Source organism: Kribbella sp. NPDC054772, assembly GCF_053611945.1.
The window spans coordinates 51,648-78,236 of sequence record NZ_JBSHBJ010000020.1; the positions used below are offsets into that span (position 1 = coordinate 51,648).

General features: G+C 69.3%; 28 protein-coding genes. 12 read left to right on the top strand and 16 right to left on the bottom strand.

Annotated features, from left to right (window positions below; all coding sequences use genetic code 11):
• Nucleotides 1-77 precede the first annotated feature (77 nt).
• The 4 genes from ACWGID_RS26885 to ACWGID_RS26900 all read left to right on the top strand — a co-directional run bounded on the left by ACWGID_RS26885 (nucleotide 78) and on the right by ACWGID_RS26900 (nucleotide 2,796).
• Nucleotides 78-779, top strand: coding sequence for a hypothetical protein (locus ACWGID_RS26885; RefSeq protein WP_452201069.1), 702 nt, complete (start codon nucleotides 78-80; stop codon nucleotides 777-779).
• Between the two features lie 72 nt (nucleotides 780-851).
• Nucleotides 852-1,493: a hypothetical protein gene (locus tag ACWGID_RS26890; RefSeq protein WP_452201071.1), complete on the top strand. Its 642-nt coding sequence runs from the start codon at nucleotides 852-854 to the stop codon at nucleotides 1,491-1,493.
• A 132-nt stretch (nucleotides 1,494-1,625) separates the two neighbouring features.
• Nucleotides 1,626-2,303, top strand: a complete 678-nt coding sequence (locus ACWGID_RS26895) for an SDR family NAD(P)-dependent oxidoreductase (RefSeq protein ID WP_452201073.1) — start codon at nucleotides 1,626-1,628, stop codon at nucleotides 2,301-2,303.
• Nucleotides 2,304-2,313: 10 nt separating this feature from the next.
• A complete protein-coding gene (locus ACWGID_RS26900) occupies nucleotides 2,314-2,796 on the top strand; it encodes a 2,4'-dihydroxyacetophenone dioxygenase family protein (RefSeq protein ID WP_452201075.1) in 483 nt (160 codons plus the stop codon).
• Here the strand turns inward: ACWGID_RS26900 and ACWGID_RS26905 are convergent.
• A complete protein-coding gene (locus ACWGID_RS26905) occupies nucleotides 2,772-3,656 on the bottom strand; it encodes a LysR family transcriptional regulator (RefSeq protein ID WP_452201077.1) in 885 nt (294 codons plus the stop codon). The two genes, ACWGID_RS26900 and ACWGID_RS26905, sit on opposite strands and share 25 nt — an antisense overlap.
• Here ACWGID_RS26905 and ACWGID_RS26910 point away from each other — a divergent pair.
• Nucleotides 3,655-4,761, top strand: coding sequence for an FAD-dependent oxidoreductase (locus ACWGID_RS26910; protein WP_452201079.1), 1,107 nt, complete (start codon nucleotides 3,655-3,657; stop codon nucleotides 4,759-4,761). The genes ACWGID_RS26905 and ACWGID_RS26910 overlap by 2 nt on opposite strands.
• On the opposite strand, the gene ACWGID_RS26915 is transcribed toward ACWGID_RS26910, so the two are convergent.
• The 3 genes from ACWGID_RS26915 to ACWGID_RS26925 are packed head-to-tail and all read right to left on the bottom strand — an operon-like array spanning nucleotide 4,742 to nucleotide 7,556.
• Nucleotides 4,742-5,962, bottom strand: coding sequence for an MFS transporter (locus ACWGID_RS26915; RefSeq protein WP_452201081.1), 1,221 nt, complete (start codon nucleotides 5,960-5,962; stop codon nucleotides 4,742-4,744). The two genes, ACWGID_RS26910 and ACWGID_RS26915, sit on opposite strands and share 20 nt — an antisense overlap.
• A gap of 60 nt (nucleotides 5,963-6,022) precedes the next feature.
• On the bottom strand, nucleotides 6,023-7,078 hold the full coding sequence (locus tag ACWGID_RS26920; protein ID WP_452201083.1) for a DUF5937 family protein: 1,056 nt from the start codon (nucleotides 7,076-7,078) through the stop codon (nucleotides 6,023-6,025).
• A gap of 4 nt (nucleotides 7,079-7,082) precedes the next feature.
• A complete protein-coding gene (locus ACWGID_RS26925; protein ID WP_452201085.1) occupies nucleotides 7,083-7,556 on the bottom strand; it encodes a GyrI-like domain-containing protein in 474 nt (157 codons plus the stop codon).
• Nucleotides 7,557-7,656: 100 nt separating this feature from the next.
• On the opposite strand from ACWGID_RS26925, the gene ACWGID_RS26930 reads away from it, so the two are divergent.
• Nucleotides 7,657-8,952, top strand: a complete 1,296-nt coding sequence (locus ACWGID_RS26930; RefSeq protein ID WP_452201087.1) for a glycoside hydrolase domain-containing protein — start codon at nucleotides 7,657-7,659, stop codon at nucleotides 8,950-8,952.
• Nucleotides 8,953-8,967: 15 nt separating this feature from the next.
• On the opposite strand, the gene ACWGID_RS26935 is transcribed toward ACWGID_RS26930, so the two are convergent.
• Nucleotides 8,968-9,339, bottom strand: a complete 372-nt coding sequence (locus tag ACWGID_RS26935) for a cupin domain-containing protein (RefSeq protein ID WP_452201089.1) — start codon at nucleotides 9,337-9,339, stop codon at nucleotides 8,968-8,970.
• Between the two features lie 60 nt (nucleotides 9,340-9,399).
• Between ACWGID_RS26935 and ACWGID_RS26940 the strand changes: the two genes are divergently transcribed.
• Nucleotides 9,400-9,864, top strand: coding sequence for a MarR family winged helix-turn-helix transcriptional regulator (locus ACWGID_RS26940; RefSeq protein ID WP_452201091.1), 465 nt, complete (start codon nucleotides 9,400-9,402; stop codon nucleotides 9,862-9,864).
• Here the strand turns inward: ACWGID_RS26940 and ACWGID_RS26945 are convergent.
• From ACWGID_RS26945 to ACWGID_RS26960, 4 genes are all read right to left on the bottom strand, one after another.
• Nucleotides 9,861-11,153: a serine hydrolase domain-containing protein gene (locus ACWGID_RS26945; protein WP_452201093.1), complete on the bottom strand. Its 1,293-nt coding sequence runs from the start codon at nucleotides 11,151-11,153 to the stop codon at nucleotides 9,861-9,863. The two genes, ACWGID_RS26940 and ACWGID_RS26945, sit on opposite strands and share 4 nt — an antisense overlap.
• A gap of 192 nt (nucleotides 11,154-11,345) precedes the next feature.
• Nucleotides 11,346-12,920 (bottom strand): DUF222 domain-containing protein, encoded by a 1,575-nt coding sequence (locus tag ACWGID_RS26950; protein WP_452201095.1) that lies wholly within the window; start codon nucleotides 12,918-12,920, stop codon nucleotides 11,346-11,348.
• 151 nt (nucleotides 12,921-13,071) lie between these two features.
• Nucleotides 13,072-15,891: a DEAD/DEAH box helicase gene (locus ACWGID_RS26955; protein ID WP_452201097.1), complete on the bottom strand. Its 2,820-nt coding sequence runs from the start codon at nucleotides 15,889-15,891 to the stop codon at nucleotides 13,072-13,074.
• 9 nt (nucleotides 15,892-15,900) lie between these two features.
• A complete protein-coding gene (locus ACWGID_RS26960; protein ID WP_452201099.1) occupies nucleotides 15,901-16,800 on the bottom strand; it encodes an alpha/beta hydrolase in 900 nt (299 codons plus the stop codon).
• A gap of 72 nt (nucleotides 16,801-16,872) precedes the next feature.
• Here ACWGID_RS26960 and ACWGID_RS26965 point away from each other — a divergent pair, with 72 nt between their 5' ends.
• On the top strand, nucleotides 16,873-17,340 hold the full coding sequence (locus tag ACWGID_RS26965; protein WP_452201101.1) for a MarR family winged helix-turn-helix transcriptional regulator: 468 nt from the start codon (nucleotides 16,873-16,875) through the stop codon (nucleotides 17,338-17,340).
• A 7-nt stretch (nucleotides 17,341-17,347) separates the two neighbouring features.
• On the opposite strand, the gene ACWGID_RS26970 is transcribed toward ACWGID_RS26965, so the two are convergent.
• From ACWGID_RS26970 to ACWGID_RS26990, 5 genes are all read right to left on the bottom strand, one after another.
• Entirely contained in the window at nucleotides 17,348-18,199 is an 852-nt protein-coding gene (locus ACWGID_RS26970; RefSeq protein WP_452201103.1) for a chitosanase, read from the bottom strand.
• Nucleotides 18,200-18,299: 100 nt separating this feature from the next.
• Nucleotides 18,300-19,172, bottom strand: a complete 873-nt coding sequence (locus ACWGID_RS26975) for a diacylglycerol/lipid kinase family protein (RefSeq protein ID WP_452201105.1) — start codon at nucleotides 19,170-19,172, stop codon at nucleotides 18,300-18,302.
• Nucleotides 19,172-19,927 (bottom strand): twin-arginine translocase subunit TatC, encoded by a 756-nt coding sequence (gene tatC / locus ACWGID_RS26980; protein WP_452201107.1) that lies wholly within the window; start codon nucleotides 19,925-19,927, stop codon nucleotides 19,172-19,174. Before tatC ends, ACWGID_RS26975 begins: the two co-directional genes overlap by 1 nt.
• Before the next feature lie 82 nt (nucleotides 19,928-20,009).
• Nucleotides 20,010-20,300, bottom strand: coding sequence for a twin-arginine translocase TatA/TatE family subunit (locus tag ACWGID_RS26985; RefSeq protein WP_452201109.1), 291 nt, complete (start codon nucleotides 20,298-20,300; stop codon nucleotides 20,010-20,012).
• A 73-nt stretch (nucleotides 20,301-20,373) separates the two neighbouring features.
• Nucleotides 20,374-20,553, bottom strand: coding sequence for a hypothetical protein (locus ACWGID_RS26990; RefSeq protein ID WP_452201111.1), 180 nt, complete (start codon nucleotides 20,551-20,553; stop codon nucleotides 20,374-20,376).
• 155 nt (nucleotides 20,554-20,708) lie between these two features.
• Here ACWGID_RS26990 and ACWGID_RS26995 point away from each other — a divergent pair, with 155 nt between their 5' ends.
• On the top strand, nucleotides 20,709-21,932 hold the full coding sequence (locus ACWGID_RS26995; protein ID WP_452201113.1) for a winged helix DNA-binding domain-containing protein: 1,224 nt from the start codon (nucleotides 20,709-20,711) through the stop codon (nucleotides 21,930-21,932).
• Here ACWGID_RS26995 and ACWGID_RS27000 read toward each other — a convergent pair.
• On the bottom strand, nucleotides 21,919-22,905 hold the full coding sequence (locus ACWGID_RS27000; RefSeq protein ID WP_452201114.1) for a helix-turn-helix transcriptional regulator: 987 nt from the start codon (nucleotides 22,903-22,905) through the stop codon (nucleotides 21,919-21,921). The genes ACWGID_RS26995 and ACWGID_RS27000 overlap by 14 nt on opposite strands.
• Nucleotides 22,902-23,858, bottom strand: coding sequence for a helix-turn-helix transcriptional regulator (locus ACWGID_RS27005; protein WP_452201116.1), 957 nt, complete (start codon nucleotides 23,856-23,858; stop codon nucleotides 22,902-22,904). The genes ACWGID_RS27000 and ACWGID_RS27005 overlap by 4 nt, the downstream gene beginning before the upstream one ends.
• A gap of 87 nt (nucleotides 23,859-23,945) precedes the next feature.
• On the opposite strand from ACWGID_RS27005, the gene ACWGID_RS27010 reads away from it, so the two are divergent.
• The 3 genes from ACWGID_RS27010 (at nucleotide 23,946) to ACWGID_RS27020 (ending at nucleotide 26,580) form a co-directional block, all read left to right on the top strand.
• Complete coding sequence (locus ACWGID_RS27010; RefSeq protein ID WP_452201118.1) at nucleotides 23,946-25,019, top strand: DUF3866 family protein; 1,074 nt, start codon at nucleotides 23,946-23,948, stop codon at nucleotides 25,017-25,019.
• A complete protein-coding gene (locus ACWGID_RS27015; RefSeq protein ID WP_452201119.1) occupies nucleotides 25,016-26,005 on the top strand; it encodes a hypothetical protein in 990 nt (329 codons plus the stop codon). The genes ACWGID_RS27010 and ACWGID_RS27015 overlap by 4 nt, the downstream gene beginning before the upstream one ends.
• Before the next feature lie 77 nt (nucleotides 26,006-26,082).
• Nucleotides 26,083-26,580 carry a hypothetical protein gene (locus tag ACWGID_RS27020; protein ID WP_452201121.1) on the top strand — a complete coding sequence of 166 codons (498 nt, stop codon included), beginning with the start codon at nucleotides 26,083-26,085 and terminating at the stop codon, nucleotides 26,578-26,580.
• The last annotated feature ends 9 nt before the right edge of the window (nucleotides 26,581-26,589 follow it).

The window sequence follows — 26,589 nt, forward strand, 5'->3', positions numbered from 1 at the left end:
CGGGCTCGGCCCGTGTCAGCCGCGGTGCGGACGGGTAGGGACCGCCCCGAAGCCCGACCAGTGAGGAGCCAGCGGACATGAGTCAGCAGTACCCCGGCGACACCGCGACGATCACCCCGCCCGCAGGCGAGACGAACGCCACGCAGCGCTACGAGGAGGCGCGGGCGGCCGCCAACCGGGCGATGACCACGATCTCGGTCACCCCGGACCAGCAGGGCTCCGGCGCTCCGGGTGTCCTCAGCGCTGATCCGGACATCGATCCGGAACTGCTGTCGTACCGCGGGTTCAAGTTCGGGGCCGCGTTCTTCGGCTGGCTGATCGCGATCTCGATGTCGATCCTGCTGCTGGCAGCGGTATCCGCCGCCGCACTCGGGACCGCCCAGATCCTCGGCTACGGCACGAGCGACGCCAAGGCGCAGCCCGGCGCCGCCTCGCTCACCGCCGCCGCGGTCAGCATCTTCATGCTCATGCTGGCCTTCTACACCGGCGGGTACGTCGCCGGCCGGCTGGCCCGGTTCGACGGCGGCCGGCAGGGCTTCGGGGTCTGGATGATCGCACTGCTCGTCGGAGCGATCGCCGGCGGCGGGGTCTGGTTCCTGAACCACCAGTACGGCACGATCAGCGACCTGAACCGCCCGGACGTCGCCCTGTCGAACAACACGCTCGCCCTCGGCGGGATCGCCGCCGCGGCCGCGCTGCTGCTGCTCACGCTGCTGGCAGCGATCATCGGCGGCAAGGCGGGCCGGCGCTACCACGACCGCATCGACCAGCTGCTGTAAGCACGACCTGTCGGTTTCACACCGGGGTACCTGGTAGTCACACGGGGCTTGTCCGGTGAGGAGAAGCTGACAATGATTCAGGAACAGCACCAGGAAGACACGCGGATCGAGCGGCTGGACCCGGCCGCAACGTACGAGGACGACGGGGACCCGCCGTCCAGTCGGCACCGCGCCGACGGCGACGCGTCGCCCGCGGCCGAGGTGGATCCGGCCTACCGGGGGTACAAGGGCGGGGCGGCGTTCTTCGGCTGGCTGGTCGCGATCGGTCTGACCACGCTGCTGACCGGGATCGCCGGTGCGATCGCGGCGGCGATCGACTACGCCCGACCGATCGCCTGGAACAACGCGAACGCCGACACGATCGGGATCGTCTCCGGCGCGGTGCTGCTGGTGATCCTGGCGATCGGGTACTACAACGGCGGGTACGTCGCCGGCCGGCTGGCACGCTTCGACGGTGGCCGGCAGGGCTTCGGCGTCTGGATGATCGGTGTCGTGGTGACCGTGGTCGTCGCCGGTGTCGCGGCGCTGGCGGGCTCGCAGTACGACGTACTGGGCCGGGTCGACCTGCCGTCGATCCCGATCGCCACCGACACGCTGACCTCGGGCGGCGTGGTGGCGCTGATCGCGGCCGTGGTGATCACGTTGCTCGCGGCGCTGATCGGCGGGAAGGCCGGCCAGCGGTACCACCGGCGGATCGACGTGAGCGCCGGCTGACCCACCGGCTGGGTGCCGACTCTCGTTCGGCACCGGGCCGGGAGGAAGCCGGGTACCGGAGGGCGGATCGCACCGATCCGTCCTCCGGGTTTTCCTTGCCGCGACCGCCGGCTCCCCGCGACCATGACGGGCATGACAATGCGCTCAGCGTTGGTCGTCGGCGGCACCAGTGGCATCGGCGCGGCCGCGGTACGGCGCCTCGCCGCGGACGGACTGCACGTCGTCGCGGCCGGGCTCGGAGCGGGCCCGTCGGAGGTCGAGCTCGACCTGCGAGCCGACGGCGCGCTCGAGGAGCTGATCGGGTCGCTCGGGAGTCTCGACGTACTCGTGAACGCGGCCGGCGTCATCCGGCGCGGGGACGAGCACCGGCCGGAGGTCTTCCGGGAGGTCGTGGAGATCAACCTGACCGGGGCGATGCGCGCGGCCGAGGCGGCGTACGGACTGCTCGCCGCGAGTCGTGGCTGTGTCGTCAACGTGGCGTCGATGCTGAGCTACTTCGGTGGGCCGCTGGTTCCGGCGTACAGCGCCTCCAAGGGCGGGATCGTGCAGCTGACCAAGTCGCTGGCGGTCGCCTGGGCCGCCGACGGCATCCGGGTGAACGCGGTCGCACCCGGATGGATCGCCACCGACCTGACCGCCGCACTGCAGTCCGACCCGGTCGCGTCCGACCGGATCCTGTCGCGTACGCCGATGGCTCGGTGGGGCACCCCCGACGAGGTCGCGGGAGTGATCGCGTTCCTCGCCGGGCCGGACGCGGGCTTCGTCACCGGCACCGTCGTCCCCGTCGACGGCGGCTACCTGAGCATGTGAGGAGAACTCGATGATCCCGGTCTCCACCGGTGTCCCACCCGAGATCGCCGTCCAGGCGGTCCCCGACGACGATCGGCTCTGGGTGCCGCAGGCGCCCGACGTGTGGTTCCGGCCGCTGATGCTGAACACGATCACCGGCCAGTGGTGCAACCTGCTCAAGGTCACCCGGGCCGGCATCGTCTCCCGGCACCGGCACCCGAGCGCCGTCTTCGGCTACGTGATCAAGGGCAAGTGGCAGTACGACGAGCACGACTGGGTCGCGGACACCGGGGCGTTCGTGTACGAGCCGCCGGGTGAGATCCACACCCTGCGCGTCCCGGAGGACTGCACGGAGATGATCACGTTCTTCAACATCTCCGGCGCGATGATCTACGTCGACGAGGCCGGCAACCAGATCGGTTACGAGGACACGTTCACCAAGATCCAGCTGTGCCGGGACCACTACGGCGCGAACGGCCTGGGCGCCGACTACGTCGACCAGTTCATCCGCTGAACCACCTCGATGACCTCGAGCAACGCCGGGGACGACGGGTGGTCGCGCCGGGTGAAGAGCGCCACCTGACGCTCGACACCGGCGTCGTGGATGGGTACCAGCCGCACGCCGGTGAGGTTGGCGGTGGTGACTGCCAACTGGTTGGTCACCCCAACGCCGAGGCCATGGCGCACCAGCGACAGCAAGGTCTGCGGCTGGTTGGTGCGGAACACGAACTCTGGCGCGAGCCCTTTCGAGGCGAAAGCCAGGTGCGACTCGAACTGTCTGGGGCCGTCGCTCTCGCCGATCGAGATCAGTGGGAGCTCGGCCAGTTGTTCCAGCGTGACTGACTCCTTGCCGGCCAGCGCGTGGTTCTCCGGAAATACCGCGGTGAGGGGTTCGCGCCAGAGGATCTGGTGCGTCAACGACTCGTCGGTGACCAGTGGGTGCACCGGACGGATGGCGAGATCGATGTCGCCGCGGACCAGCGCGGCCTCCAGGTCGATGCTCGGGCCTTCGACGAGCAGCAGCCGGATGCTGTCCGGAAGGCGCCGTACGACCTGTGGGAAGAGCCAGGCCGCGGCGCTCGGGTAGGCGCCGAAGCGGACGTCTCCCCCGGCGGACAGGTTCTGTACGCCGCGCAGGATCTCCTCGGCCCGCGGCAGCAGTGCGCGGCCCTCGGGCGTCAGGCGCGGCGGGTGCGCACCGCGATCGAAGAGCTGTACGGCGAGGGCGCGTTCGAGATCCGCCACGTGCTCACTGATCCGCGACTGACCACGATGGACCGCCTTGGCAGCCGCCGAGAAACCGCCGTACCGGGTGACGGCGACGAAGCTGACGAGCCAGTCCATCCGGAAGCCGTACACCGCGGTGAGGTCCATGCTCGTCACGGTAGCCGGGAAGACACTGGCCGCACCGCGTGTTGGTGATGGTGTGCTCGAGGTAGCGGTGATCGGTGCGGGACAGGCGGGGCTGTCGGCCGCGTACCACCTGGTGCGGCTGGGATTCACGCCGTACGACGAGGTTGTCGTGCTCGATCAGAACCAGGGGCCTGGTGGCGCGTGGCAGCACCGGTGGGACTCGTTGACGATGCACGACGTGCACGGGATCGCGAACCTGCCGGGTGTACCGGTGCCGCCGAGTGCCGGTGCGGAGCAGGCGAACGCGTTCGTGCCGTCGTACTTCGCGGACTACGAGAAGCGCTTCGATCTCCCGGTGCTGCGGCCGGTGACGGTCGAGAGCGTGCACAACGCGGACGAAGGGTTCGCCCTCGAGACGTCCAACGGAACCTACGAGACCGCCGCGCTGGTCAATGCGACCGGGACGTGGGATCGGCCCTTCATCCCCTGGTATCCGGGGATCGAGACCTTCCGGGGCCGGCAACTGCACACCGCCGACTACCGAGGAGCCGCCGAGTTGGCCGGGCAGCACGTGCTCGTGGTCGGTGGCGGCGCCTCTGCCGTCCAGTTGCTCGCCGAGGTCTCCGAGGTCGCCACCACGACGTGGGTCACCCGCCGCCCGCCGGAATGGCGTACCGGTGAAGACTTCAGCCCGGAGTACGGGCGTCAGGTGGTGGCTCGGGTCGAGGAACGCGTCCGCGCCGGTCTCCCGCCGCGCAGCGTTGTGAGCGTGACGGGGCTGCACCTTCGTCAGCAGGAGCAGGCCGCTTGGGACCGTGGCGTCTACAGCCGGCTGCCGATGTTCTCCAAGATCACCCCGGACGGCGTCGAATGGGCCGACGGCCGCCGCGAAGCGGTGGACACGATCCTCTGGGCGACCGGCTTCCGCGCCGACCTGGCCCACCTCGCGCCGCTGCACCTCCGCGGACCGTCCGGCGGCATCCGGATGAACGGCACCGCCACCGTCGCCGACCCACGCATCCAGCTCGTCGGCTACGGACCGTCCGCCAGCACCATCGGCGCCAACCGCGCCGGCTTCACCGCCGCCCGAGCCCTCCGCGACCTCCTCAAACCACTGGCAGCCTGACCTCTGCGGCTTCGTAGCCGGTCGAGGGCTCCCGAACCACGACCGGGACGAAGAGACCGGCGACCAGGAAGACCGCTGCGGTCAGCAACCAGCCCGGCCAGCCCCAGGAGACGGCAACCGTCGTGATGACCAACGGCGCCACGAGGTCGCCGATCTGGTGGCCCATCGCATACGTGCCTTGGTACTGCCCCTGAGCCCCCGGCGGCGCCAACTCGAAGCTGATCCCCCACCCGCCGGCGGACTGGAGCATCTCGCCCACGACGTGCGCGAGCGCAGCCACGACCAGCAACCCGATCGTCAGCGCGCCGGACGTCACGTCGGTGAGCGCGAGCACCAGACAGGTGAGCGCGAGCAACAACCCGGCTCGCCGCCCGGCCCGCGCAGCGCCCGCGATCCGGTCGGTGCCGCGGGCGAGCCTGACCTGCAGCAGGACGACCGCGACCGCGTTCAGAACCAGCAGTACAGAGATCAACCAGCGGGGCGCATCGGTCGCGGTAGCGACCCAGAGCGGGATACCGACCTGCGCGAGCGCGCCATGCATGCTCAGTACGCCGTCCAGTCCGACGAACACCAGGAACCGGCGGTCCCGTACAGCGGTCAGGCCCGAGGGACCAGTTGCGGACGGCACCTGCGCGACAGCCGGCATCCCGAACCGCACCAGCCCGGCGGTCACGACGTACGTCGCCGCGTTCGCCAGCAGCGCCACGACGTACACCTCCCGCCGGTCGACGGCCAGGACCGCGCCGGCCGCCGCCATGCCGACGCCCATCCCGATGTTGGTCGCCACCCGCAGGATCGCGCGGGTCCGCACGCGTCGGCCGGGCGGTGCCAGGCCGGCGATCAACGCTCCCTTGGCGCCGCGCTGACCGGAGTCGGCGATCGCGGTCAGGCCGGCGACCACGACGTACAGCCCGAACGAGCGCACCTGGGTCAACGCAGTCATCGTCAGCGCCTGCAGGAGTAGGAACGCGACGTACGTCTGCTGGGGGCCGAGACGGTCCGCGACCACGCCGAGCGGCGTACTGGCGGCCAGGCCGATCAACGCGGCCACGGTCAGTCCGATCCCCACGTGACCGACGGAGAGGCCAACGGCCCGGGTCAGGTACAGCGCGCCGACAGCCGCGTAGATGCCGTTCCCGACGGTGTTGACCAGGGTCGCGGCGATCAGTCTCCGGACGGCGGGCGAAAGTTGGGTGGTCACAACCGCTCATCCAACAAGCCACCGGCCGCCGTACCCGGTGGATTGCCGACTTCCGTCAGCTCAGCGCAGGATGAGGGTCAGGAGATCCGTGCCCAACGTCGTCAGCGCGGTGTTGTCCAGGCGGTAGGCGACGAAGCGGCCTTGGCGTTCGGCCGTCACGAGGCCGGCTCGAGTGAGGGCGCGCAGGTGGCGGGTCACCTGGGTCGGGTGCAGGCCCCAGAGCGCGGCGATCTCGCCGGCGGTACGGGGCTCACTGGCGACGGCCCGGCAGACCTGGAGACGATCGGGAGACGCGAGCGCATCGAGGCGAGCGCGGATCTGCTGCGCAGTCGGTACGGCGGCCGCTCGCCCGTCAGCGGGATAGATCACCGTCACCGGCTCGCCAGGGATCTCACCGAGGAACAGGTGCGGCGCGATGTAGTTGCTCGGCACAAGCAACAGCGAGCGCGTCCCGACATCGATCCGCTTGCTCTGCACCTTCTGTACGACGATGTTGTCCGCGTCCCGCACCGCGATCGAACCGTCCAGCGAGCACAGCATCGCCCCGGCACCGTCGCGGATCGCCAAGTCACGATCGTGCCGCCCGCGGGCCGCCAGTGCGTCGCGCGACGAGTCCCAGACGTCCCCGAACCACTCCTGCCAACACGCGTCCAGCAGGTCGACGAAACGCCGTACGGGCTCTGCGGGATCGGTCAGCAGCGCCTCGACCAGCGCGGCAACGGACCGGCCGCGACTGCGAGCCCAGTGCAGTACGGCGTCCGTGTCGACGTGCCGGCTGCTCAACGGGCGACCACGCAACGGCCGGACCAGTTCGGCCGCCACCTCCTCCGGTGGACGCGAGCGCAGCGCGGCGACCTCGTCGGACCAGGACGGCATACCGGTCGCCGTAGAGGTGGCGAAGAACCGGGCCCGGACCGCGCGCACGGTCCACGACCACTGCGACAGCTCAGCGCGCAGGTCAGCGGACAGCGGTACCGACGCTGCCCACTCGACCCGGTCGTGGTGCGAGGGCTCGGCCAGCACGTGCAGGGCACAGCCGAGCTCGATCAGCGGCGACGCCACATGCCGGATCCGCTCTCCGTCGAGCCGACCGACCCCAGCGAGGACAGTCGGCACGCCGTCAGTCCTTCAGCTTGAACTGGAGGTCGGTATCCCAGTCGTTCATGTCCGGGACCTCACGCGGGTCGGAGCGGTAGATCTCCAGGCGCGCGACCCACTGGTCCCCGTTGGCGTCCCACTCCACGCCCTGCTCGGCGCCCCACGCCAGCAGGTCACTCGTGGCACCCAGCAGTCCGTCGGGATGGCCGTGGTACCTGACCTGCGCGTACCGGCCGGCCGGGAGTACGCCGGTGACGATCTCGCCCTCACCCGAGTGCAGGTCGTCCACCGGGAACCCGATCTCGAGCACCAGACCGGCGTCCATGTCGACCACGTCGTACTTGAAGAACGGAGCGTCGTTCGGTGCGATCTCCTTGGCCGCCAGCCAGTCGATCACCTCGCGCATCCGGTCCGCGAACGCAGCGATCCCGTTCATCGCGACCTTCCCGCGCAGCGCGACGTACGGACGCTCCCCGACTTCCACAATCTCCGGCATCGGTCCTCCCAACTCGGTTCTGGGCTCAACTTAGCGCGCGGACGGGCATCGACGCAGGACTGGCGCCGACGGCTCACTCAGCGTGTACTGAGGGCTGGGGGTGACCGCCGTGGTCAAGGTCAAGGTTGTGGTGGCTGCGCTCGCCGTGCTGGTGGCCGGGCCTGCGGACCCCGTGTTCGCCGAGCCCACGACGCCGATCACCTACAACTCCGGCACCTCCGCGACCCGGTTCACCGGTCTGGCGTTCGACACCTGTACCGCGCCGACGCTCGCCACGATGACCGCGTGGCGCGCCTCGCCGTACAAGGCGATCGGTATCTACATCGGTGGGGTCAACCGCAGCTGTGCCCAGCCACAGCTCACCGCTTCCTGGATCACGTCGGTGACCGCGATGGGCTGGCGGCTCGTCCCCATCTATCTCGGTCTCCAGGCCCCCTGCGGTACCAGGAAGTACAAGATGTCCACGACCGCGCCGAACCGGGAGGCGGCCCGCGACGCGGACGATGCGGTCGCCAAGGCCAAGGCGCTGGGCATTCTGCCGAGCAGTGCGATCTACAACGACATGGAGCACTACGACAACACCAACGCCGTCTGCCGCTCCGCCGTACTGCACTACCTGTCCGCCTGGACGACGGAGCTACACCGGCAGCGGTACGTCTCCGGCGTCTACGGTCACCAGAACTCGGGAGCGCCCGACCTCGCAGCGGCGTACAACTCCAGCTCCTACGCGCGTCCCGACGCACTGTGGATCGCGCGCTGGGACAACAACAGCTCCCTCACCAACTGGCCCACTGTGCCCAACACGTTCTGGGCGGTCGGACAGCGCGGCAAGCAGTACCGGGGCGACCACACCGAGACGTACGGCGGCGTGACCCTCAATATCGACAACGACCGCTTCGACGCACCGGTCGCCAGCGTCGCGTACCACTACAGCGTCCGTACGACGGTCCACTCGTACAGCGGACCTTCGACGGCGTACCCGGTCCGCTCCACGATCGCAGCGAACGCAGGGGTCCGCATCGTGTGCCAGACCTTCGGACCGAAGATCGGTACCACGACGGTCTGGAACAAGCTCATCGACGGCACCTACATCGCCGACTACTACACGCGCACGCCGAGCAAACCGGGGTACAGCGCACCGATCCCCGGCTGCAGCTTCCCGTTCCAGACCACCATCGACGGTCTGTCACGCCGGCACGGCCCGGGTACGTCGTACGCGAAGTACCCGGGCACGCTGCCCGTCGGCTCGCTGGCGTGGATCAGCTGCCAGCAGGCCGGTTCGAGAGTCGGTACTACGGCAGTCTGGGACCGCCTGAGTGACGGGAGCTGGGTCACCGACTACTACGTCGCCACTGCGAGCAAGACGACGTACACGGCACCGATCCGGCGCTGCTGACGCCTACTGGGCCGTTTACTGGGCCCAGGGCGGTTGGACCGCCGTCCCGTCCGCCATGTAGCCGGTGAAGCCCGCGGTGATGGCGACGTACAGCTCCGCCTTGTCCTCGCCGAGGTTGGTCAGCGAGATCGGCTCACCCGCCGGTACGACGACCGCGTCGCCCGGACCGAGTTTGTCGCCGTCCGGAGCGAGTTGGACGGTGCCACTGAGCACCATGAACACCTCGTCCCGGTCGAGCGTGTGCGGCGCGTCGCCGCCGTGCCCGGGGTCGACCGTGAGCCGCCAGGTGCACAGTCCCGCCGACCCTCGGCTGGGCGCTGCCAGCCCGGTGAACTCGACTCCCGGCCGCTGGAAGCGCGGCGCGTCGGCCGCATGTGTCACATGCATCGTTCCCCCTCGATTTAGTCAAGCTGACTTGACCAAGCCAGCTTGACTATCATGGCGGGTATGACGCACTCGGGCAAGCCTGATCTGGGCATCTTGTTACTTCTCGCGGATCAGGAGTTCGTCCGCGAACTCCGCGGACACGTGGCCGGCCTCGGGTTCGAGGACCAGGGCCGGTGGGACGGATTCGTCTTCCGGACGCTGTCCGCCGGCCCGATGACGATCAGCGGCCTGGCCGAGCGGCTCGAGATCACGAAACAGGGCGCGAGCCAGATCGTGGACGACATGGAACGCCGCGGGTACGTCGAACGCCGCCCCGACCCGTCCGACGCCCGCGCGCGTCTCCTACACCTCACCGACCGCGGCCGCGACGCACTCGCCGCGGCCCGCAAGTTCCACCAGTCCTACGAACGCCGCCTCCGCAAACGGCTCGGCGACGCGGCGATCGACACCCTGCGCGAGGTGCTGACCGAGATGGCCGGGGAGGCCCAGATCAGCACCCCACACTTCCGGGCGTTGATGTTCTAGCTGAAGTACTGCGGGAACAGGTCGTGGGTGGGCCAGGTCTTCACGCCGTTGGCCGCGGTCCACATGGCGGCGTCAATGTCGCCGTACGACTTGCCACTCGCGTCGTCGCGGCGGTTGAAGAGGGCGGCCCAGCTCAGCCCACCGCTCGTCCGGACCAGCAGCGTGTAGGTGCCGGGCATGCTGCCGGTGTGCCAGGTGTTGCGCCCCGTGCCGCCGGTGACCGGGCGGATCTGCCAGCCGAGGCCGTAGTACCAGCCATCGGAGTTCACGCCGGTCGACGGCTTCGACCAGACGCGGCCGAGCGACGTACTGTTCAGGACGCTCGACGGCGCGTCGAACATCTTCGCCCAGCGCACCAGGTCCGGGGCGCTCGCGATCCAGCCGCCGTTCGCGTCCTGGATCCGCATGCTGAACGTCCCGTACGGCGCCGGCACCTTCTTCCCCGACATGTCGAGCACGGTCGGCCCGGAGTACTGCGACTCGTACGAGGTCTCGCCGCTGTGCTTCGCGATCGAGTAGCCGAGCGCCATCCGCTTGATCTTCAACGGCGCGAGCAGTTTCTGCTGCACGTACTGCTCGTAGCTCAGCCCGCTGACCTTCTCGATCACCCGGCCGGCGAGCGTGTAGCCGAAGTTCGAGTACGCGTACTTCGCGCCCGGGTTGAAGTCGAGCTTCTGGCCGGCCATGTACTTGATCACGTCGGCCTGGTGCAGCTCCATCGGTACGCCGAGCGTCCGGGAGATCGTGGCGTCCTTCCACTCCGGGTCGCCGGACACGTCCCGGTCCCAGCCGCCGATGTGCTGCAGCACCTTCCACAACGTGATCTGCGACCAGCGCGGGTCCCGCGTCAGCCCGGTCGCCGGCGTGATGTCGATGATGTTCGCGACCGGTGTCGACAGGCTCACCTTGCCGTCCTGCGCGAGCTTCACGATCGCGGCCGCGGTGAGCGACTTCGACAGGCTCGCGATCCGGAACAGCGAGGTCGGCTGCACGGTCAGCGCGGTCGACGTACTGTAGCCGCGGGCAAGCACCAGGCGGCCCTTGTACGTCACGGCGACCTGGCCGCCCGTGATGCCACGGGCCTGCATGAACGACTTCATCTGGCTGTCGAACCCGGCCAGCGAGGACACCGCCGTACCCGTCGTCTTCCAGGTGGCCGCCGCATCAGCCGGCCGGCCGATCAGATAACCGGCCCCGGTACCGACCGCAGCGGTAGCACCAGTAGCAACAGCCAACTTCCCCAAACTCCGCCGCGACAACTCCACGAACGTCTTCTCCTTCAACTCCAACGCAGGGGGCACCTAACCCGGAAAGTCTTTCACCCAAGAGGTCTACTCCGCCGCACAGAACCAACCCGTCTCAGCTCAACCGGCTCACAAGACACGGCTGGGCTCGCGGGTGGCGTGGTCGGGCGTGGTCGGGTTCGCGGGGTGGGCGGCGACCGTGTGCTGGTAGCTCTCGTCCGACCTGAGCCGAGGGACTCAGATGGTTGCGAAGCACGGTGGCCCGGTGTCGGACTCGGTGCCGCTGCGCTCACCCCAAACAGCGAACCGAGCCGCGGCACTGAGGGTAGCTCCGTCAGCCTTCCAACGGCCGGCCCGCGGAGCGGCCAAATCTGCGTCGCCCCAAGGACCGCCTGTCGACCCGCGAGAGTCGAACGGCGTGGTGCAGTTGCCGACCGCCGAATCACAGCCGGCGGCACGCACACCAGCAGACCGGGCAGGATCCGCATCTCCAGCTTGGGTGCGAGCCGCGCCAGGAGGTCGGGCCGCGCGCACACCAGCAGGTCGGGTGGGGTCTGGGCCTGCAGGTTGGGCAGGGACTGCAGGTGATCGGGTGGCCCAGGTGGGGCGGGTTAGGTGAGCTTGGCCGTTGGTGATGGTGATGGTCCAGCGGCCGGCGTGGAGGTCGACGTGGTGGCGGCGACAGAGCAGGGCGAGGTTGGTGAGGGCGGTGACGCCGCCGTCGAGCCAGGGGATCAGGTGGTGGGCATCGCACATCACCGGCGGTGCAGCACACACTACGCAGCCGCGGTCGCGGGCGTTCAGCGCGTGCCGCATCGCCTTGGTGACCAGGCGTTCGCGGCGACCGACGTCCAGGGGCTCGGAGTTCGAACCCAGGACCATCGGGATGACGTTCGCATCGCACGCCAAGCGACGGATGACCGCAGCGGACAGGGCATCGCCGTACACCGTCTGACCGGTGGCATGAGCCGTGGCGGTCGCGGCGGCGGTGGCGGTCGCGGACTTGAGGTCGTCGAGGTCGATGGTGACGGTGATGTTCGCCTTGGCGCCGTGCCCGGGCACCTGCCCGGGAGTAGCCGTGTTGGTGTCCCAGGCGTTGGCGGCGATGGTGAGCGCCGTGGTGAGGGCGTCGGCCTGGCGTTTGTCGCGCGAGCGGGGGTCGTGTTCGCCGTCGACGGTCTTGTGGGGGCGGGCACCGGCATGGACGACGGCACGCAGGAGTTCGGCATTCTCGTTGGCCAGGTAGCCTCTGAACTTCACGCCGTTCTCAGCCGCGGCCAGAGTCAGCGACTCGCGGGCGTACGCCTTCTGCTCTGCAGGCTCCGGACCATCCGCGTCGAGCAGGTCGCAGAGCTGCTTGGCCGCGGACCGCAGCTCCTTCGGAGCAAGATGAGCGGCCAGCGACACCAGTTGGGCCTCGGCGATATCCAGGTCCTCCACCGGCACCCGCGAACGGACCCGCTCGAGCTCGGCCACGATCGCCGCCGCCTGTGCGGTCTGCATCGGCAGCACCATTCCGTCGGACTCGATCCCCGCGGTGAGCGCGGCATCGACAGCCGCGTACTTCGGCAGTGCGCGAGCCAGCCGCACGTCCCGCCACGCCTCCGACCGGTCCCGCCGATGCCGGAACGCCAGCAACTCGGCCGTGTCCCGCGCACCGACCTCCTGCGCGTAACCGCTCTCCTCCACCCGCGCGACAACCTGCAACCGAATCCCCTGCAACCGGATGATCTCCGCGTCCAGCTCATCGAGCGCAGGCAGCAGCTCATGGTTGCCCAACGCAACCACCGACCGCCCACCGAAAACATCCATACCGAAAACCCTACTCACCACCACCGACAGTTCTCCCACGAATCCCTTGTTTTCCAGGCGATCTCGAAAGATTCATCCCCGCCGCGGGTGTAGCGCAAGACTGGTGCGCCAGCCAGCGGTGGCGCTGGGGTGGTGGCGTTGGGGTGGTGTGTTAGTCGACCACCGTGGCGTAGGAGATGACGCCGCGGCGGATCTGGTCGACCACGGCGCGGGCCGTGCTGCGCAGCGGCGTCGCCCCGGCGGCGTCGGCGATCTGCTCGGTGAGGTCGATGAGCTGCTTCACCCAGCGGACGAAGTCACCAGCGGCCAGATCCGACTCGTACAGCACCTCTGCCAGCGAAGCACCCGACGCCCACCGGAACGCGGGCCAGCAGAAGTTCAGGTCCATCGACCGCAGGAAGTCGACCCGCATGTCCCGCTCCAGCGCCGACAGGTCCCGCCAGATCGACCCCATCTTCTCCAGCGCCAGCCGTACGTCGCCCCGCGGCAACCGCGGTGACGTCGGCTCGTCCTTCGACCGCGACTCGTAGACCAATGCGGCCAGGCACGCGGCCAGCTCGGGCACGGTGAGATCGTCGAAGACACCCTGCCGCAGGCACTCGGCCGCGACCAGGTCGAGCTCGGTGTAGATCCGCGCCAGCCGGTCGCCGGCCTCGGTCGTCTTGTCGCCGTCCAGGTAGTGCAGCGCGTCCAGCACCTGGCAGACCCGGTCGAACTGGCGGGCGATCGTGTTCGTCCGCTGCTCGATCTTCCGCTGCACGTCACGGTTCTCCCGGTCGAGCCGGAAGTACCGCTCCGCCCAGCGGGCGTGGTCCTCGCGATCCGAACACCCGTGGCACGGGTGCGCACGCAACTGCGCCCGCATCTCCTGCAGCTCCGGGTCGTCCGCGTGGCTGACGACATCCTTGCCACGGGCCCGTGACGGCGGTCCGTCCTCACCCAGGAGATCGGTCCGGGTCCGCAGTACCTGGGCCAGCTCGCGGCGCTGCTGCGGGTTGCGTGGGTTGAACTTCTTCGGGATCCGCAGCACGCCGATCGCCTCGACCGGGGTCGGGAAGTCGACCATCGACAGCTTGCGCACCTGCCGGTCCAACGTCAGCACAGTCGGCCGCGGCCCTTCGCGCTCGGACCGCATCCCCGGGTCGAGCACCAGCGCCCAGCCCGCACTACGGCCGGCGGGGATCCGGATGATGTCGCCGGTGTGCAGCTTCTCGATCGACTCCTGCGCCTCGACCCGGCGGTCGAGCTTGCGCCGCTTCGAACCCGACGCCTCCCGCTCACCGATCCGCCGGCGCAGATCGGCGTACTCAAGGAAATCGCCGAGGTGGCAGTCGATCGACTCCTTGTACCCCTCGAGCGCCTCGGTGTTGCGCTGCACCTGCCGCGCCAGCCCGACCACGGCCTGGTCGGACTGGAACTGCGCGAACGACAGCTCGAGCATGTCCCGCGCCCGAGTCCGCCCGACCTGGCGGACCAGGTTGACGGCCATGTTGTACGACGGGGAGAACGACGACCGCAGCGGATACGTCCGGGTGCTCGCCAGGCCGGCGACCTCCCGCGGGTCGAACCCGGGCTGCCAGAGCACGACCGCGTGCCCCTCGACGTCGATCCCGCGCCGCCCGGCGCGCCCGGTGAGCTGGGTGTACTCCCCCGGCGTGATGTCGACGTGCGCCTCACCGTTCCACTTGGACAGCTTCTCCAGGACGACGGTGCGCGCCGGCATGTTGATGCCCAGGGCAAGCGTCTCGGTGGCGAACACGACCTTGATCAGGCCGCGCGCGAACAGCTCCTCGACGACCTCCTTGAACGCCGCCAGCATGCCCGCGTGGTGCGCCGCGATGCCGCGGCTGAGCGCCTCGGCGAAGTCGTGGTACCCGAGCACGCCGAGGTCCTCGTCCGGCAGGTCGGCGGTCCGCTCCGCGACCACCCGCTTGATCTCGTCCCGCTCGGACGGCTTGGTCAGCCGCAGCCCGGACCGCAGGCACTGCACGACCGCGTCCTCACAGCCCTTGCGGGAGAAGATGAAGAAGATCGCCGGCAGCAACGCACCGGCGTCCAGCTCCTCCACCACATCCGACCGGTACGGCGTGAAGTGGCTCTTCGAGGGCCGGCCCTTCGGGAGGTCGCGACGGCGTCGCGGCTTGCGCGAGTCGTCGCGGAAGATCCGGTTGTCGTCCCGCGCGATCCGCACCAGCTGCGGATTCACCAGATCCCTGAGGTCGGCCTTCGCGGCCGCCTTCGCCGGGTTACCGGACTTGGCCGGTTTCGCGGGAACGCCGACCCGAGCGGTCGGCGCCTCACCAGCGAACAGATCGTGCAGCCGCTTCCCGACCATCACGTGCTGGAACAGCGGCACCGGCCGCTTCTCCTCCAGGACGACCACGGTGTTGCCGCGGACCGTCTCCAGCCAGTCGCCGAACTCCTCGGCGTTGCTGACGGTCGCCGACAGCGAGACCACGCTCACCGAGTCCGGCAGGTGGATCAGCACCTCTTCCCAGACCGCGCCGCGGGACCGGTCGGCCAGGTAGTGCACCTCGTCCATCACGACGTACGACAGGCCGAGCAGGGTGCTGGATCCGGCGTACAGCATGTTGCGGAGCACCTCGGTCGTCATGACGACGATCGGGGCCTCGGAGTTGACCGAGTTGTCACCGGTGAGCAGGCCGACCTTGTCCGAGCCGTAGCGGCTGACGAGGTCGGCGTACTTCTGGTTGCTGAGCGCCTTGATCGGAGTGGTGTAGAAGCACTTCTGGCCGCGCTGCAGGGCCAGGTGGACGGCGAACTCGCCGACCAGCGTCTTCCCGGATCCGGTGGGCGCTGCGACCAGCACCTGGTGACCGTCCTCGAGGGCGGCACAGGCGCGGAGCTGGAACTCGTCCAGCTCGAAGTCGTAGAGCCCCCGGAATTCCTTCACGGCGGGATGCTCCTGGTCCGAGCGGAAGGTGGCGTACTTCTCGGACGGAGTGCTCATGCCCCCAATCTATGCGACGCCACCTACAGTTTTGTCGCGCAGGCGGTTCTGGATGAACGTCGCGGCGTGGTCGAGCGCCTCGTCGGCCTCCGGCATCAGGCCGGCGAAGTACTGGTACACATGCGGCGCGCCCGCCACCACGTCAAGGCTGACGTCCACCTCTTGCTCCGCGGCGCGGGCCACCAGGCGGAGCGAGTCGTCGAGCAGCACCTCCGCCGTACCGACCTGGACGAGCAGTGGCGGCAGGCCTTTCAGGTCCGCGAGGACCGGACTGGCGAGCTCGTTCCGCGGATCCGCCCCACCGAGGTACAGCTCGGCGGACTCCGCCATTTGCGGGCGGCTGAACAGCGGGTCGAAGTCGCCGCGCGCGTCGATACTCGGACCGGTCAGCGCGACATCGGTCCACGGCGAGAACAGCACCACACCGGCAGGCTGCGGCAGCCCTTCCGCCCGGGCCGCGAGCAGCGTCGCAAGCGCAAGCCCACCACCGGCCGAATCACCGGCGATCACCACAGTCTGGCCGCTCTCGACCAACTCCCGGTACGCCGCCAGCGCGTCATGGATCCCCGCCGGGAACGGGTGCTCAGGCGCCAGCCGGTACTCCAGCGAGACCGCGGGAACGCCACTCCGCCGGGACAACGGCGCCGCCAGGTTCGCACCGGTCCGCGCCGAGCCGATCACGTACCCGCCACCGTGCAGGTACAGGATCACGCCGACCTGATCCGCGCCCTCGACCTTCACGTCCAGCGCCGGTACGCCGCCCAGCGTCCGCTCGGCCAGCGTCACGTCGTCGCCGAGCGGTCGGCTGGCGAACAGAGCATCGAACTCGGCCCGCTGCTCCTCCGGCGACCGGCCGATCTCGCCCTTCTGCATCATGCCGCGTGCTGCTTCGCGTTCTTCAGCGCTCATGGGTCCGTCTCCTGGTGATAGATTCCGAGGAATATAGTTCTCACCAACTACATTCCGAGGAATCTAATTCCCGTGACTGATCTCACAGCATTGTTCACGGATCTGGTCCGCCTGGAAACACGGCTCTACAACGTCCTCGACGTCCGGCTGAAGGCTGAGCACGAGCTCCCGCTCGGGCAGTTCGAGTTCCTGCGCTTCATCGACGCCCACGGGACGACCCGGGTCTTCGACATCGCCCGCGAGATGGCGATCACGGTCGGCGCCACCAGCAAGGCCGTGGACCGGCTCGAGTCCGCCGGGCGCGTCCGGCGTACCGCGAATCCCGACGACCGGCGGTCCTCGCTGGTCGCCCTCACCGACGAGGGCGAACGCGTCCTGAACGCCGCGAAGCCCACCGTCGAGGCGGAACTGCGGACATGGGTCGGCTCGGTGCTGCCCGCGCCGGTTCTCGACCAGCTCGCCACGTCACTGTCGATGCTGCGACAGCACGCGGAAGCCGATCACCGGACGGACCGCACCGAGCCGAAGGTCACGCCGTGAGCGATCCTCAGCCGATGTGGAACGGGTCGCCGTAGACCTTCCAGTCCAGCGGGGTGTTGAGGTTGAAGTTGCCGTTGCGGAGGAAGACGCGCTGCGCGGTGTCGACGCGGCTGGTGTCGCTGTGCGCCTCCTCCTGCTTCATCGCCCAGACCCGCGCGTCCAGGAAGGCGTTCAGGTACGTCGTCTCGTTGCCACCCTGCGACGGCGGCTTGGCCTTGCCCAGCGCGCGCTTGCGGATCCCACCGAAGCTGGTCGCGTCGTCGCCGTCACCGTGCATGACGATCGCGTCGTAGTAGCAGAACTGTCCGAGGGTGCCGATCCCGTCGGCCTTGCCCTGCTTGACGGCCGGGTTGAAGTACACCCGGTCGCGCTCGTCGTTCTGGCAGCCCTGGAACGCCGAGGCCTTCGCCGCGGTCTGCCAGTCCTTGGTGAAGTTCGGATCCAGGCCCTGGTGCGAGTCGCTGCCGTTCACCTTCCGCAGCGCCGGCAGGTACTTCTCCAGCACGTTGCCCGGCTTGCGGTCCGAGTACAGCTCGACCAGGTCGAGCATGTCGCCGGTGCCCGAGCAGAACCCGATGATGCCCGCGGTGTAGCCGCGGCCGTCGTCGATGTCCTCGATGTACTTGTACTGCGCCTTCCAGTCCAGCGACGAGTTCTCCGCGCTGCAGACGATCTGCATCGCGATCTCCTTCTTCGCGGGATCGTCGAGCCCGGTCGCCTTGAGCTGACCCGGCACTACGGCGGCGGCGGCGGCGTCGGCGGACGGCGCGTACCGCGCGACGGCGAGGCCGGCGGCCGGAACGGTGGCCAGCGACAGGCCGAGCAGCAGGGCGGACCGGCGGGTGGGGCGGTTCTCCATGGGTGTCCTCCGAGGGGCGTCCGAGGAATAAACTGTTAGGAAGCTTTCCTATCAGACCAAGCCCGGAGATGAGAACAGCTCGGACTGTTACGGTTTCCGCTCAGCCGAAGACGGTCAGTGCCGCCGGAGCGATCCCGACCTCGACCGGCAGCGCCCCGAGCACCTCGCCGTCGGCGTACGCCGTGATCCCCGGCGACTCGATCCGGACCGAGCTGCCGCGCAGCGTGCGGACCCGGGGATGACCGACATGGGTGCCCTTGGACAGCTTCGGGAACAGCTGCAGCAGGGTCAGCCGGGACACCGGCTCGATGATCGTCACGTCCAGCAGGCCGTCGTCGATCTCGGCGCCGGCGCAGATCTGCAGTCCCCCGCCGTACGTCGGCCCGGTGCCGACCGCGACGAGCATGGCCTTGGTCTCGATGACCTGGCCGTCCACCGTCACGACGTACTCGAGCGGGGTGAACGTGCGGAGCTCAGCGAGGGTCGCGACCGTGTAGCGGGAGCTGCCCTTGGGCCAACTCATCGCGTTCGCGCGCTTGTTGACGAGCGAGTCGAAGCCGCCGGCCACGACGGTCGTGATGAACCGGTCCTTCGCGACCGCCAGGTCGACCGCCCGGGTCCTCCCCGCCACGATCAGATCGGCCGCCGCCACGGGGTCCTTCAGCGGTACGCCGATCCCGCGGGCGAAGTCGTTGCCGGTGCCGGCCGGGATGACACCGAACGGCATCCCGGAGTTCGCCAGCACCTGGGCGCCGAGGTGGACAGTGCCGTCGCCACCGATCAGCGCGACCGCGTCCGCACCGGACGCGACCACCTCGGCCGAGATCCGGCCGACGTCGTCCGCACACGTCGTCGCGTGCACGTCGACGACCAGGCCGGCGCCGGCGAGCCGCTCGCGGACCACCGGCGCGATCCGCGCACCACGACCCCTACCGCTGGTGGGGTTGACCACCAGCGCGACACGTCTACTCACTAGTCGGCCAGGAGCTCGTCGCTGCGGACCTTGCGACGCTTGTCGTTGATCCGCGAGATGATCTCGGCCGCGAAGAACAACACGCACATGGGGATCGCCAGCAGACACATCGTGAACGGGTCACCCGACGGGGTCGCGACGGCCGCGAACACGAAGATCACCAGGATGATGTACGGCCGGAACTTCGCGAGCGCCGCCGCCGGCACCACACCGACCATGTTCAGCAGCACGACCACCAACGGGATCAGGAACGCGACACCGAACACCAGCATCGTCCGGATCACGAAGTCCAGGTACGTCGGCAGCTCGATCAGGTTCTGGATGTCGAGCGGCGTGAAGCTGATCAGGATCGCGATGCCCTTCGGCAGCGTCCAGTACGCGACCGCCATGCCGGCGGCGAACAACGGCGCCGCGATGCCCGAGAAGATGTAGGCCCACTTGCGCTCGTTACGGTGCAGACCGGGCGCGACGAACGCCCACAGCTGGTACAGCCAGACCGGGCTGGCGAGCACCAGACCGAACAACGCCGAGATCTTGATCCGGAACGTCAGCGCGTCACCCACACCGGGGAACGTCAGGATCGGCTCCTTGCCCTGCTCCCGGGCGATGTCGCCGACGCTGGTGTGGAACGGCTGGGTCAGGAACTTGAACGCGTCGTTGTAGAAGATCCAGCCGATCACGGTGCACACCACGATCGCGAGCACACTGAAGAGCAGCCGGTTCCGGAGCTCGACAATGTGCTCGCGCAGGGTCATCCGACCCTCTGGGTCCCTCGGGTGGCGGTCCTTCTCCTTCCGCCGCCCGAACTTCACCATTGACACGAGTGGGGCGTTCTACTCAGTTGGCCGTGTGCGTCGGCGGCAGACCGTCGCCCGGCGCCTGGTTCGCCTGCGGCTGGGCCTGCTGGGCCTGCTGCGGGGCCGCCTGCTGCGCCGGAGGCTGGGAGGCGTTCTCGGTCAGCTCGCCGTCCTTCTTCTTGGGGCCGACCTCCTCTTCCCAGATCTTCTTCGACTTGCCGAGCTGCTTCACCAGCGCCGGCAGCTTGGCCGAACCGAACAGCAGCACGACGATCGCGAGGATGACGAGCCACTCTGCGCCTTGGGGCATACCGAGGAGCGGTGCTGCCATGTCGATCTCCCTTTCCCATCAACATCAACTCGGGACTCGAGCCTGAGTTCGTGGCCGAATACTACGCCGGGTTTCAGCCGTCCTCACGGGTCTGTCCAGACCCGGCCGTGGACTGCGCTGCCTCCAGCTTGGACTGGGCGGCGACCAACTCACGCGTCAGTGCCTTGCCCTGGCCCCACAACCTGATCCCGAGCAGGGCGAGGACCAGGAGCCACACCGCCACCACCGCGAGGAAGAGCAGGAACCAGTACATACCCAGGAGCCTAACCCGATCTGGCCCGGGACCCACGTCCTGCGGTGGGTCTCGGTGGACAACGGTGTCGGAACGTGATGGTAAAACCGAGTGTCTCGCAGGGTGGAACCCCGCGCGTGATGAGCTGTCCTGAGCGTGGTTTCGGATGGTTCTGGATGGTTGTCTGGCGAGGCGAGGGGTCGCGGATGGTGCGGATCGGGATCGAGGAGCGGCGTACGCGGCTCGGGCGGCGGCACCGGCTCGGAGCGGGCTGCCAGGCGGCGGACCCGGTCGAGGCGGCCGCGGCGATGGTCGCGCTGCACGCCACCGATCCGGCCACGGTGCATCTCAGCGTCGCCGCCCGCGTTCCGGGGAGTGACGTCGCGGGCACGGAGCGTGCGCTGTACGACGATCGCTCGCTGATCCGGATGCTCGGCATGCGGCGGACCGTGTTCGTCGTACCGACGCCGTTCGCGCCGGTCGTGCAAGCGGCGTGTACGGACGACATCGCGGTGAAGCAGCGGAAGTTGCTGGTCAAGCATCTGGGTGAGGCAGGCGTCGCCGAGGACGCGGACGCCTGCGGGCGCTGGCTCGCCGCGGTCGAGGAGTCGACGGCGACCGCGCTGGCGCTGCGTGGGTCGGCGACGGCGCAGGAGCTGTCCGCCGACGAACCCCGGCTGCGGACGCGGTTGAACATGGCGGCTGGGAAGTCGTACGCCGCTCAGCCGTACGTGACGAGTCGCGTGTTGTTCCAGCTGTCCGCCGAGGGGCGGATCGTGCGCGGACGCCCGCTGGGGACGTGGTTGAGCGGGCAGCACCAGTGGTCGCCCGCAGCGGACTGGTTGCCTGAGGGCCCCCGCGACAAGCCCGCCGCCGAGGACGCTCGGGTGACGCTCGCGCGCGCCTGGCTGACGTCGTTCGGGCCGGGCACGCTGGCCGATCTGCAGTGGTGGGCGGGCTGGACTCTCGGTCAGACGAAGAAGGCCCTCGCGGCGGTGGAGGCCGTCGCGGTGGACCTCGACGACGGCCAGGTCGGCTACGTCCTCCCGGGCGACGAGGCTCCCGAGGTCGAGGTCGACCCGTGGGTCGCGTTCCTTCCCGGTCTGGACCCGACGCCGATGGGCTGGAAGGAGCGTGAATGGTTCCTCGGCCCGCACAAGTCCAAGCTCTTCGACACCACCGGCAATGTCGGCCCCACCATCTGGTCCAACGGCCAGATCATCGGCGCCTGGGGCCAACCGGAATCCGGCGAGGTCCGCTTCCAACTCCTGGAAGACGTCGGCGCCGGCGTCACAGAGCGCGTCGAGACCGAAGCCGAGCGCTGGACCGCCTGGCTGGCGGGCGTCCGCGTCACACCCCGCTTCCGGTCGCCCCTCGAGAAACTCCTCAGCCAGGGCTGAGCTGATCGTCGTACGCCGAGAGCGCTTCGCGGGCCGTGGCGGCGATCTGAGTGGTGAGGTCGGGCGGGTCCAGGACCGTGGCGGCGCCGCCCAGGCGGAGGACGAGGCGTTGCAGCCAGGCGGTGTCGGCCACCCGGAGCTTGACGATCAGGGAGTTGTCGGGCCCCTCTTCGACGGACTCGTTCGGGTAGTACTCGGCGACCCAACGGGCCGGAGGCGCCAGCATGAGCGTGGCGAGGAGGTCCTGTTCGGACGGCTGGAACATGCCGTTCGACAGGTCGCGAGGCGTTGCCTCGGGCGGCGGCTCACTCGGCAGGTCCAGCAGCTTGACGGCCGCGATCCGGTCCAGACGGAACAGCCGCACGTCTTCGGCCAGCCGGCACCACGCTTCCAGGTACGTGCGGCCTTCCGAGACGACGAGTCGCATCGGATCGACGTCCCGCTCGGTGGTCTCGTCGCGCGAGGGCACGTCGTACGTCAGGTGCAACCGCTGCTTCGAGGCCAGTCCGCGGTTGACGATCGCCGCGATCTCCGGCGCCGCCGGCTCGACGTGGACGTGGGCGGCGGCACCCTCGCTGGCCGCGGCAGCCTCACCGGCCGCGGACTCCAGCTTGGCGATCGCTCGGTCCACCGCGTCGCGGTCCGGGCCGGCGGTCACCTCGCGCAGCGTCCGGAGCGCGGTCAGCAGCGCGAGCGCCTCCGCGGCGGCCAGCCGCAGCGGGCGCGCCAGGTAGTCAGCGTTGTTGATGTGGATGACCCCGTCACCCTCGGCCGCCTCGATGTCGATCTCGATCAGATCGCCCATCTGCGCACCCGGCAGCCCGCAGAACCACAGCACCTTCAGGTCCGCGATGATCTGCCGCGGCCGGACGCCGAACTCCTTCGCGACGTCGTCGACCCGGGCACCGTCGTTCTCCCGCAGGTACGGCACCAGAGCCAGCAGCCGCTGCACCTGGTCACGCGCGTTGCTCATGCCCCCGCCACCGTCCGCAACCGCCAGAGAACTCCGTCCAGGACGTCCCCAGGCCCCTCGACCACCGCATCAGGTCCGTACGACGCGATCTCCTCGGCCAGCACCGAGGAGTCGGCGTACGGGACGTGCAGCAGGTCCCAGCCGTCCTCGTAGGGCTCGATCGCGTTCGCGCGCCGCCGCAGGCTCACACACGAACCGGTCCGCGCCCGCACCTTCGCCTCGGACGTCGGACGCGGCGGAGCGAGCTCCGTCACCAGCGAGCGCAGGTCCGTCCCCTCAGGCACGGTGAACGCGCCTGGCTCCCCCACCGTCTTCACAGCGCCGCCGATGCGCGACAGGCGGAACATGCGGGTCGCCTGACGGTCCCTGTCCCGACCGACGACGTACCAGCGGCCGTGCCAGGAGACGATGCCCCAGGGCTCGAGGGTCCGCGTGGCGGGCTCCGATGCACCGCTCCGCAGGTGCTGGAAGCGCACGGCCTGTCGCGCGACGACAGCGGCCCAGAGCGGGTCGAAGGACGGTTCTGACGCGCCGACGTGCGGCTCGATGGCACTCAGTGCGGACTGGTCCGTCTGGATGCCGGCTGCCTTCAGCTTCAGCACCGCCGACGTGGTCGCCTCGGACAGGCCGGCGTGCTGCCAGACCCGCGCGGCCACACCGAGCACGGCGGCCTCGTCCGGCTCCAGGTGGACCTCGGGGAGCTCGAAGACGTCGCGGCGGATCCGGTACCCGACCTCGTCGGAGAAGAACTTGTCGATGGTGCCCATCTCGATCGGGATGCCGAGGTCGCGCAGCTCGTCCTTGTCCCGCTCGAACATCTTCTCGAAGGCGTCGTCGGTCTGGCCCGCGTACCCCTCGACGACCTCGCGGATCCGCTCCTTGGTCACGTAGGTGCGCGCGACCAGGAGGCAGATGACCACATTGAGCAGTCGCTCACTCTTCCGCGCCGACACCCGACCACCTTACGGCCTGCAGGCGTCCAAAACCCGCCTTTCCACACCGAAACTTCGAACACCGGTTCGACCCGATAATCTCTGGCTGTGATTCGGTGGCGCGATGGTGTGGTGACTGCGGTCGGGCGGAGCTGGGCCGGGGCGGTCGAACTGACAGTGATGGTCGGGGAACAGGCTGTGCGTGCACTGGCCTACCCGGACCTGGTTGGTACGCCGGTGACCGGTGACCGGGTGCTGCTCAACGTCGGCGCTCTGGACCGCGGTCTCGGGACAGGCGGGTACGCGCTCGTGGTCGCCGTACCGGATCGGCTGCCGGAGGACCCGCCCGAGCACGGGCACCTGGTGAAGGCGCGCTACACGCCGCTGCAGGCGATGGTGCTGGGCGCCGACGAGCAGGACTCCCCCGACCACGACGTACTCCGTGACGCCGACGACCTCTTCGGTACGCCGGTGGTCGTGGCGGACCTGCATTCCGCGCTCCCGGCGGTGCTGGCGGGCGTTTTCGAGGCTCGGCCGACCACGCGGGTCGTTTACGTGATGACAGACGGCGGTGCGCTCCCGCTGGCGTTCTCCCGCAACGTGGCGACGCTGCGGGACGCCGGCTGGCTCAGCGGCACGGTGACCGTCGGGCAGGCGTACGGCGGCGACAAGGAGGCGGTGACTGTCCACACCGGCCTGCTGACTGCTGTACAGGTCCAGTCCGCCGAGTTGGTCGTCATCACCCAAGGCCCGGGCAATCTGGGTACGGGAACGCGCTGGGGCTTCTCCGGCGTGCAATCAGGTGAGGCGGTCAACGCGACCGGCACACTGGGCGGCCGAGCCGTCGCGTCACTCCGCATCTCCGAGGCCGACCCGCGACCGCGCCACCGCGGCATCTCGCACCACAGCCTGACCGCGTACGGCCGAGTGGCGCTCCAGCCGGCGGATGTCGTCGTACCGGATCTCGCGGGCGATTTCGGCGACGCGGTCCGCGATGCGGCCGAGCCGCTGAAGGCGCTGCACCGGGTGGTGCGGGTCGGCGTCGAAGGGCTGTACGACGCGCTGCGGGAGGCGCCCGTCAAGCTGTCCACGATGGGCCGCAGCCTCGACCAGGACCGCGCGTATTTCGAAGCCGCCGCAGCAGCAGGTCGGCACGCGGCCCGCCTGATCGACGTACCGTGATCATCACCCCGGCGAGCTTCCCGACGCCGGATCTGATCAAGGTCACCAACAATCCGGCGCAGTGGGACCAGCAGGGCACGTTCGCCACGTTCCAGGCCGCGGCGGCCAACGAATCGCTCGCCTGGCTCGGGGACCGGATGGATGCCGCGACGACGGGTGTCGAGCGGACGGCGGCCTTCGTCCAGCTGTACCGGAACCTGGCCGAGTGGCGGTTCCAGCTCGCCCACCATGAGGGCGGCCGGAGCCCGCAGTCCGAACTCGAGCAGTACCACCGAACGATCGACCCGACGGACCCGCGGCTGAGCGTCTACGGTGCCGGGCTGCGCGGTGAGGGTGGCGGTGTGATCGATTTCGGGTCCCGCAAGCTCACCGAAGGTGTGCCGACGCCGGGAAGCCGCATGTCGGTCCGGATCGGCGCGATCATCCAGGCCCGGTTCGACGCGGAGGCGCCGAACAGCCAGGTGCTGCAGAACCGGGTCGTCGCACCGGACGGCCGGATCGTCAACGGGAACCTCCTGCTGCGCGACGAGGCGGCGGCGAACTCGCGCGGCGTACCGTTCGCGCTCGAAGGCCTGTACGTCACGCAGACCGGCGACCAGGCAGACCGGCACGCGTTGCAGCGGGAAGCGTTCGAACTGCTCGCGCAACTGGAGGAACGGCGGGCTGCCGGGATACCGCCGGATCCCGACGCCCGGCAGGCGTTCGTCCAGGCGGAGTACTTCCTGTACCAAGGCCCCGAGTACGAGCGCGGCGGCGACGCGATGATCCGTACCTTGCTGGTGACCGCCCACGCGCGCGTGTTCGGCGAAGCGCTGCGATTGCCGCAGGACATCGACGTGATGGCGCACGCGATGAGCCAGCAGGACTTCACGGAGTACGCCGTCAGCGCCTCCTCGCTGGTGACCTCAGGCAACTATCCGGCCGTTGCCCAGCACGCCGCGGCGGTGCAGGCCAGACGCCCGTCGCCGGGCGTGGCGCGCGGCTGAACGGTGGATCCAGGTCCACCTGGATCGGGGTCGCAGCACTCCTGATCGGGAGCGGTCGTGCGGCGACAGTAGGTGGTATGAACAGCACCAAGCACCGCGAGCTCACGATTCACGACGTCGCCCGGCCGCAGCCCCCGCTCGCCGTGCGCGGCGCGACCACGCTGTGGTTCACGGCAGTCGGTGCGGGTGTCGCCGAGTCCGTTCTCGGTGTCCTCGGCGCGATCTCCGACGGTACGTCGATCCTCGGCCTGCTCGTCCAGATCGCCTTCCGCGCGATCGTGTACGGCGGCCTGTTCGTCGTCATCGACCGCTATTTCCGCCCGGGTGTGGGCTGGTCCCGCTGGCTCCTCACGGGTCTGCTCGGCACGGTCGGTATCGCGTCCCTGCTGGTCGGGCCGATCGACTGGCTCTGGCACAACGGCGACTTCGGCACGCTGGACTGGTCCGCGTCGTTCATCGCGTTCGCCGCGATCCGCTGCGCACATGTCACCGCGGTGATCAGCGCGATCGTGCTCAGTTTCCACCCCGACGCGAACCGGTGGTTCAGCCGCCGCGCGGTCCGCCGTACCCACTGAACGGGACGC

Coding starts and splice junctions, on each gene's coding strand:
- ACWGID_RS26885 (WP_452201069.1), top strand. CDS start 78: ATGAGTCAGCAGTACCCCGGCGACACCGCGACGATCACCCCGCCCGCA.
- ACWGID_RS26890 (WP_452201071.1), top strand. CDS start 852: ATGATTCAGGAACAGCACCAGGAAGACACGCGGATCGAGCGGCTGGAC.
- ACWGID_RS26895 (WP_452201073.1), top strand. CDS start 1,626: ATGACAATGCGCTCAGCGTTGGTCGTCGGCGGCACCAGTGGCATCGGC.
- ACWGID_RS26900 (WP_452201075.1), top strand. CDS start 2,314: ATGATCCCGGTCTCCACCGGTGTCCCACCCGAGATCGCCGTCCAGGCG.
- ACWGID_RS26910 (WP_452201079.1), top strand. CDS start 3,655: ATGCTCGTCACGGTAGCCGGGAAGACACTGGCCGCACCGCGTGTTGGT.
- ACWGID_RS26905 (WP_452201077.1), bottom strand. CDS start 3,656: ATGGACCTCACCGCGGTGTACGGCTTCCGGATGGACTGGCTCGTCAGC.
- ACWGID_RS26925 (WP_452201085.1), bottom strand. CDS start 7,556: ATGCCGGAGATTGTGGAAGTCGGGGAGCGTCCGTACGTCGCGCTGCGC.
- ACWGID_RS26935 (WP_452201089.1), bottom strand. CDS start 9,339: ATGCATGTGACACATGCGGCCGACGCGCCGCGCTTCCAGCGGCCGGGA.
- ACWGID_RS26940 (WP_452201091.1), top strand. CDS start 9,400: ATGACGCACTCGGGCAAGCCTGATCTGGGCATCTTGTTACTTCTCGCG.
- ACWGID_RS26950 (WP_452201095.1), bottom strand. CDS start 12,920: ATGGATGTTTTCGGTGGGCGGTCGGTGGTTGCGTTGGGCAACCATGAG.
- ACWGID_RS26955 (WP_452201097.1), bottom strand. CDS start 15,891: ATGAGCACTCCGTCCGAGAAGTACGCCACCTTCCGCTCGGACCAGGAG.
- ACWGID_RS26960 (WP_452201099.1), bottom strand. CDS start 16,800: ATGAGCGCTGAAGAACGCGAAGCAGCACGCGGCATGATGCAGAAGGGC.
- ACWGID_RS26970 (WP_452201103.1), bottom strand. CDS start 18,199: ATGGAGAACCGCCCCACCCGCCGGTCCGCCCTGCTGCTCGGCCTGTCG.
- tatC (WP_452201107.1), bottom strand. CDS start 19,927: ATGACCCTGCGCGAGCACATTGTCGAGCTCCGGAACCGGCTGCTCTTC.
- ACWGID_RS26985 (WP_452201109.1), bottom strand. CDS start 20,300: ATGGCAGCACCGCTCCTCGGTATGCCCCAAGGCGCAGAGTGGCTCGTC.
- ACWGID_RS26990 (WP_452201111.1), bottom strand. CDS start 20,553: ATGTACTGGTTCCTGCTCTTCCTCGCGGTGGTGGCGGTGTGGCTCCTG.
- ACWGID_RS26995 (WP_452201113.1), top strand. CDS start 20,709: ATGGTTGTCTGGCGAGGCGAGGGGTCGCGGATGGTGCGGATCGGGATC.
- ACWGID_RS27000 (WP_452201114.1), bottom strand. CDS start 22,905: ATGAGCAACGCGCGTGACCAGGTGCAGCGGCTGCTGGCTCTGGTGCCG.
- ACWGID_RS27020 (WP_452201121.1), top strand. CDS start 26,083: ATGAACAGCACCAAGCACCGCGAGCTCACGATTCACGACGTCGCCCGG.